At 71.1% G+C, this 6,786-nt stretch carries 7 protein-coding genes; all 7 read right to left on the reverse strand.

Going from position 1 to position 6,786, the window contains the following annotated elements:
* Positions 1 to 4: 4 nt before the first annotated feature.
* Complete coding sequence (gene prmC / locus C5H89_RS04460) at positions 5 to 862, reverse strand: peptide chain release factor N(5)-glutamine methyltransferase (RefSeq protein WP_104105875.1); 858 nt, start codon at positions 860 to 862, stop codon at positions 5 to 7.
* Positions 859 to 1,932 carry a peptide chain release factor 1 gene (gene prfA / locus C5H89_RS04465; protein WP_104105876.1) on the reverse strand — a complete coding sequence of 358 codons (1,074 nt, stop codon included), beginning with the start codon at positions 1,930 to 1,932 and terminating at the stop codon, positions 859 to 861. Before prfA ends, prmC begins: the two co-directional genes overlap by 4 nt.
* Positions 1,933 to 2,102: 170 nt before the next feature.
* Positions 2,103 to 2,318, reverse strand: coding sequence for a 50S ribosomal protein L31 (rpmE, locus tag C5H89_RS04470; protein ID WP_104105877.1), 216 nt, complete (start codon positions 2,316 to 2,318; stop codon positions 2,103 to 2,105).
* A gap of 94 nt (positions 2,319 to 2,412) precedes the next feature.
* Positions 2,413 to 3,927, reverse strand: coding sequence for a glycosyltransferase (locus tag C5H89_RS04475; RefSeq protein ID WP_205304857.1), 1,515 nt, complete (start codon positions 3,925 to 3,927; stop codon positions 2,413 to 2,415).
* On the reverse strand, positions 3,920 to 4,984 hold the full coding sequence (locus C5H89_RS04480) for a HEAT repeat domain-containing protein (RefSeq protein WP_104105878.1): 1,065 nt from the start codon (positions 4,982 to 4,984) through the stop codon (positions 3,920 to 3,922). Before C5H89_RS04480 ends, C5H89_RS04475 begins: the two co-directional genes overlap by 8 nt.
* The gene (locus tag C5H89_RS04485) at positions 4,981 to 5,352 is read right to left on the reverse strand and encodes a response regulator (RefSeq protein ID WP_101524927.1); all 372 of its coding nucleotides are present in this window, start codon (positions 5,350 to 5,352) and stop codon (positions 4,981 to 4,983) included. The genes C5H89_RS04480 and C5H89_RS04485 overlap by 4 nt, the downstream gene beginning before the upstream one ends.
* 123 nt (positions 5,353 to 5,475) lie before the next feature.
* A partial coding sequence (gene rho / locus C5H89_RS04490; RefSeq protein WP_104105879.1) for a transcription termination factor Rho occupies positions 5,476 to 6,786 on the reverse strand: 1,311 nt, incomplete at its 5' end.

Consider the following 6,786-nt stretch of genomic DNA (forward strand, 5'->3'; position numbering starts at 1 on the left):
AAGGTCATCGTGCCAGTCGTGCCGTCAGGAATCTCGCTCGCCCGGCCAGGTCAGCGTGGTCGCGGACCTCCGCCCAGCGCCCGGAGGTGGCGAACACCGCCGGCGCGCTCTCCCCCTGGGCGTCGGCGTGCTCGGCACCCACGACGCCCCCGCGGCGCAGCAGGAGCGCCGCCCGCTCCTCCAGGACCCGGATCGCGTCGAGGCCGTCGTCGCCGGAGAACAGCGCCAGGTGCGGGTCGTGGTCACGGGCCTCCGCCGCCACCGACTCCCACGCCTCCAGAGGGATGTACGGCGGGTTGCACACCACGACGTCCACCGTGCCGGCCAGCTCCGGGAAGGCCGTGGCCATGTCCCCCTGGCGCAGGTCCACCCCCGTCCCGGTGAGGTTGCGCAGCGCCCAGCCATGGGCGGCCTCGTCCAGCTCGACGGCATGCACCTGGGCGGAGGGCGCCTCGTGGGCCACTGACGCGGCGATCGCCCCCGACCCGGTGCACAGGTCGACGACCACGGCACCCCGGCCGGTGGCGCGCTCGACCTCGATCGCGGCCTCGACGGCCCACCCGGCCAGCAGCTCGGTCTCCGGCCGCGGCACGAACACGCCCGGCCCCACCTCGAGCTCGAGGTAGCGGAAGGCCGCGGAGCCCAGGATGTGCTGCAGCGGCTCACGGGTGGCGCGCCGCGCCACCAGGGCGTCGTAGGCCCGCGAGTCGCTCGGCGACACCTCCTCGACCTGTACCAGGCCCCCCAGGGACACCCCGAGCACGTGCGCGAGCAGCTCGTCCGCGTCCCGGTCCGGACTGGCCACCCCCGCCTCGCGCAGCCGCTGAGCGGCGATGCGACGAGCAGCCCGAGCGTGGCTCACTGCTCGAGGGACTGCAGACGGGCAGCCAGGTCCATGGCCACGCAGCTGGCGATGATCGGCCCGAGGTCACCGTCGAGCACCTGGTCGAGGTTGTGCGACTTGTAGCCGGTCCGGTGGTCGCTGATCCGGTTCTCGGGATAGTTGTAGGTGCGGATGCGCTCCGATCTGTCCACCGTCCGCACCTGTGAGCGCCGGGCCTGGCTGGCCTCGGCGTTCGCCTCGTCCTGGGCCGCGGCCAGCAGCCGGGCGCGCAGGATCCGCATCGCCTGCTCCTTGTTCTGCAGCTGCGACTTCTCGTTCTGGCAGCTCACCACGATCCCCGAGGGCAGGTGGGTAATCCGCACCGCGGAGTCGGTCGTGTTCACGCTCTGGCCGCCCGGCCCGGAGCTGCGGAAGACGTCGATGCGCAGGTCGTTGTCGTCGACGACCACGTCGACCTGCTCGGCCTCGGGAAGCACCAGGACGCCGGCGGCGGAGGTGTGCACCCGGCCTTGCGACTCGGTGACCGGGACTCGCTGCACCCGGTGCACCCCGGCCTCGAACCGGAGCAGCCCGTAGGGCGCCTCTCCGGGCTGGGGCGTGCCCTTGGCCTTGACCGCCACCGTGACGGACTTGTAGCCCCCCAGGTCCGACTCGGTGGCGTCCAGCACCTCGGTGCTCCAGCCCTTGGTCTCGGCGAAGCGGGTGTACATCCGCAGCAGGTCGGCGGCGAACAGCGCCGACTCCTCGCCACCCTCCCCCGACTTGACCTCGAGGATGGCGTCCTTGGCCTCGGTCGGGTCCCGCGGCACCAGGAGGTGCCGCAGCCGCTCCTCGGCACCGGCGTGCCGCTTGACCAGGCTCTCGACCTCCGTGGCGAAGTCAGGGTCCTCGGCGGCCAGCTCGCGGGCGGCCTCGATGTCCTCGGACAGCTCCTGCCACTCACGCCAGGTGGCGATCACCGCGGAGAGCTCGGCGTACCGCTGGTTGAGCTGCTTGGCCAGCCGCTGGTCCGCGTGGGTCTCCGGCTCGGCCAGCCGCTGCTCGAGCATGGCGTGCTCGTCGACCATTCCCTCGACGGCCTCGAACACGGGCGGTCACCTCCACAAACTGCTTGCACGGACCTGCGGGACACGCCACCTCTGCGGCGCGGGCGCCTGGACACAGCGCCTGGCGACAGGCGCACGAACGACAGGCGCACGGACGAAATGCCGAACGCCGGTCACCCACATGGAGGTGGGGACCGGCGTCCGGGTTGGAGCTACTTCTGGGCAGCCTTGGCGTAGCGGGCCTCGAAGCGGGCCACGCGGCCACCGGTGTCGAGGATCTTCTGCTTGCCGGTGTAGAACGGGTGGCACTGCGAGCAGACATCGGCGTGGAGCTTGCCGGACGGGGCAGTGCTGCGGGTGGTGAACGACGCGCCACAGGTGCAGGTCACCTGGGTCTCGACGTAGCCGGGGTGGATGTCCTTCTTCATGTCAGTCCTTTCGGGGCCGCCGGGTCGCTCCGCCTGCTGCGGAGACGTGAACCGGAACCGACGCACAAGTGTGCCACCGTGCCCAACAAGCGTGCTAATCCGTAGATTCCCCGAGGGCCAGGCGGGCCTCGGCCCGGCGGGCATGGTCCAGGTCACTGAACCCCTGTCGTTCCATCGTGCCCCAGTCGCGCGTGGTCCCCCGGAGTGCCTCGACGATGCCCTGCAGCCGCCAGACCGCGTTCATCTGGCGGTAGCCCAGGTTCTCCTCCACGGCCGCGCCGATCGCCCGGAGCAGGTCGGGGACCCCGCGGTAGCGCCGGAAGCTCACCTCCTCGGCCAGCAGCGAGATCAGGGTGACGAGCACGGCGAACAGCACCGAGGCGGTCAGCAGGATGATCACCAACGGCGGGTTGGCCACGTCCCACCCCGGGATCAGCCACGTCTCCACCGCCAGGGAGCACAGCAGGAAGACCATCAGCACGAGCCCCGCGACCTCGACCACCGGCGCCAGCAGCTCGAAGGCGACGAACCACGGCATCGCGACCATGCCGGCCACGCCGTACCGGGGTCGGAACATCATCCGCTTGTGTCGCCACAGGATCTCGGCCAGGCCCCGGTGCCAGCGCCGCCGCTGCATGCGCAGCACCGCGCGGCTGTTGGGCACCTCGGTCCAGGCCACCGGCTCCGGTACGAAGACCACACCCGCCTTGCGGTCGATCTCGCCGAGGTGGCGGTGCAGACGCACCACCAGCTCCGCGTCCTCGCCGATGCAGTCGGTCGCCAGCCCATCGACCTCGAACAGCACGTCCTTCCGGAACACCCCGAAGGCGCCCGAGATGACCAGCAGCCCGCCCGCCCGGCTCCACCCCGAACGGCCCACCAGGAAGGCGCGCAGGTACTCCACCACCTGGATCCTGGCGATCCATCGCCGCGGCATCTTCACGTCCACCACCCGTCCCCGGTCGACCTTGGAGCCGTTGGCGACGCGCACCACTCCCCCGGCCGCGACGACGTTGCCGGGGTCGTCGGCGAACGGCCTGGCGACGTTGAGCAGGGCGTCGGGATCCAGCAGCGAGTCCGCGTCGACCATGCACACCAGCTCCTTGCGGGAGTAGTTGATGCCGGCGTTGAGGGAGTCCGCCTTCCCGCCGTTGGTCTTCACCACCAGCGCCAGGTTGCGGGCTCCCCGTCTGCTCACCCAGGTGGAGACGATCTCCCCCTGAGTCGGGATCGAGCCCGCAGCCACCAGCGGGACCTCCTGCATGTCGAACTCGGTGATCAGCAGCGCCGAGGTGTCGTCGGTGGAGCCGTCGTCGATCACCACCACCTCGAAGTCGGGGTAGCGCAGCGACGTCATCGCCTGGACCGAGGTGAGGATCGTCGCGGCCTCGTTAAACGCGGGCATGAGCACCGAGACCCCGCGCGCGTGGGGGTCCAGGAACCACTCGTCGTAGCCCGCGAAGGCGAGTCGACGCCGGTACGAGGCGAGGTCGGCGACCGCCAGCAGGGTGAGCAGCGCGAAGCTGGCGTTGATCAGCACCGAGTAGACGGCGAAGACGATGGCCGTCCAGTGCACCAGCGGACCCAGCGCGTGGATCAGCTCAGCCACTGGGCACCGCCAGTCGCGCCAGCGCGAGGGCCTCGCGCACCACTGGGTGCGCTGCGCTGGCCTCCAGGGTCCGTCTCCCGGCGAGACCGCAACGCTCCAGCGCCTGGGCCGCCGCACGGGCGACCTCGATGTTCTCGTCCCTGAGCGCCGCGGCGAGGAACGCGACCGACCCGGGGCCGCCGATCTTGCCCAGCGCGACCGCAGACGTGCGTCGCACCTCCCTGGAGCCGTGGTCCAGCAGCCCGGCCAGCGACATCACCGAGGTGGGTGCCCCCAGGTCCCCCAGGGCGTTGACGCAGGCGATGACCAGCTCCGTCGCGTCGGACTCGAGCGCGGCCTCCAGGGTCGGCACGGACCTGTGACCGCCGACGAGGCCCAGTGCCTCGGCAGCCAGGAACTGCCGCCGCAGCGCGACGCGCGAGGCGTCCTGCGGGGCCGCCAGGGCGCGCGCAAGCACCGGCACGGCCGAGGGGCCGATCCGGTCGACGGTGGCCAGGAAGTCGTGCCGCAGCCGCACCTCGTTGGCAGCGGCGGCGAGGACGGCCTGGACCACCTCGTCGCCCGAGTACGACGCCAGCGCGAGCGTGGCGGTCCGCCGTACCGCGAACTCGCGGTCGACCAGCCCCTCGAGCAGCCGGTCGAGGCAACCGGGGTCGGCGAGGATCCCCAGCTGGTGCATGCCGCGGCAGCGGCGCACCACCGAACGGCTCCGGGCCAGGCGCCGGGACTCGTGGAGCGAGCCCCAGTCACGCATCAGTGCCTGCAGGCGCTCGCGGGCTCCGCCGCGCAGCTTGGGCACGAGGGCGAACGCGTCGTCGTACACCGCACTCCGCTCCTTGCGACCGGTGCGCAGCAGCGCCAGGGTGGCGAGCTCGACCTCCTCGTCGTCACCGGCGGTGAGGAGCAGAACCTGCTGCCAGATCGGCGCACGCACGTTGCGCCGCCTCCCCTCCGAGTGGTCCCGCAGGACCCTGATCACCACCAGGGCGAGCACGACGACGAGACAGGCCAGACCACAAGCAACGGCCGCGTACCACGCGAACCGCTCTACGGTCATCGTGCTCGGGTCAGCAGCGCCTGGACTCGGGAGGCAAGCTCACGGGGGCTGAACGGCTTGGTGATGTAGTCGTCGGCGCCGGAGTCGAAGCCGGTCTCCACGTCGGACTCCTGCGCCCGGGCGGTCAGCAGGATGACAGGGAGGTCTGCGAGGGCGGGATCGTTGCGGATAACCCGCACCGCGTCCAGCCCGGACATCCCGGGCATCATCACGTCGAGCACCGCGAGGTCGGGGCGCTGCCGCTGCACCTCGTCCACCGCGGAGGCGCCGTCAGCCACGGCCACCACGTCGTGCCCGAGGGTGGAGAGCTTGAACTCGACGAGCTCCCTGATGTCGACGTCGTCGTCCGCGACCAGAATCCTTGCCATTGTCCTGAAGGACCTTCCGTTCGATGTGACCCACAGACTAGGTCAACTCCATGGTGGCCGCGGCCGAACGCTCCGGCGCGTGATCCCTTGTGTTTACCCCAACAGGGATAGGTGCGGTGCGCGTTACGCGAGCTCGGTGACGGACGGCGTGCTGCGCTGCACCTGGGTGAGGAAGTCGATGTTGCTGTGCGAGCCGCGCAACCGCGCCAGCAAAAGCTCCAGAGCCTGCTCGATCTCCAGGTCACCCAGCGCCTTGCGGAGCTTCCAGACGATCGCGACCTCCTCCGGGCTCAGCAGCAGCTCCTCGCGGCGGGTGCCCGAGGCGACCACGTCGATCGCGGGGAACATGCGCCTGTCCGCGAGCTCGGACCGCAGCCGCAGCTCCATGTTCGCGGTGCCCGTGAAGTCCTCGAAGATCACCTCGTCCATCTTCGATCCGGTCTCCACCAGCGCGGTGGCCAGGATCGTCAGCGATCCGCCGTCCTCGACGTTGCGCGCGGCGCCGAAGAACTGCTTCGGCGGGTGCAGGGCACTGGAGTCCACTCCCCCGGACAGGATCCGGCCGCTGGCCGGGGCGGCCAGGTTGTAGGCGCGGGCCAGCCGCGTGAGGGAGTCGAGCAGGACCACCACGTCGTGGCCCAGCTCGACGAGCCGCTGCGCGCGCTCGATGGCCAGCTCGGCCAGCATCGTGTGGTCCGTGGCGGGCCTGTCGAACGTGGAGGCGATGACCTCTCCCTTGATGGTCCGCTGGAAGTCGGTCACCTCCTCGGGGCGCTCGTCGATCAGCACGACCATCAGGTGGCACTCGGGGTTGTTGGTGCTGATCGAGTTCGCGATGGACTGCAGCACGGTCGTCTTGCCGGCCTTGGGCGGGGAGACGATGAGGCCCCGCTGTCCCTTGCCGATCGGCGCCGCGACGTCGATGATCCGACCGATCAGGTCCTGGCCACCGGTCTCCAGGCGCAGCCGCTCGCTCGGGTGCACCGGCGTGAACGAGGCGAACTCCGGCCGGTCCTTGGCCGCCTCGGGGTCGCCGCCGTTGACCGAGTCGATGCGCACCATGGGGTTGAACTTCTCGCGCCGCTCGCCCTCGCGGGGCTGGCGGACCTGGCCGACGATGGCGTCGCCGCGCCGCAGCCCGTACTTGCGCACCATCGACAGCGAGACGTAGACGTCGTCGGCGCCGGGCAGGTAGCCGGTCGTCCGGACGAACGCGTAGTTGTCGAGCACGTCCAGGATGCCGGCGGCCGGCACCAGGATGTCGTCCTCGAGGATCGAGGTGTCGGGCTCGTTGCGGCCGCCGGCGCGCGGCGTGGTCCGCTCGCGTCCCCGGCGACGGCGGTTCCGCCGGCTGCCGGCGTCGTCGTCCAGGTCGTCCTGGTCGCGGTTGCCCTGCTGGTCGCGGTTGCCCTGCTGGTCGCGGTTGCCCTGCTG

This window comes from Nocardioides sp. 616, from assembly GCF_002930065.1.
Lineage (GTDB): Bacteria > Actinomycetota > Actinomycetes > Propionibacteriales > Nocardioidaceae > Nocardioides > Nocardioides houyundeii.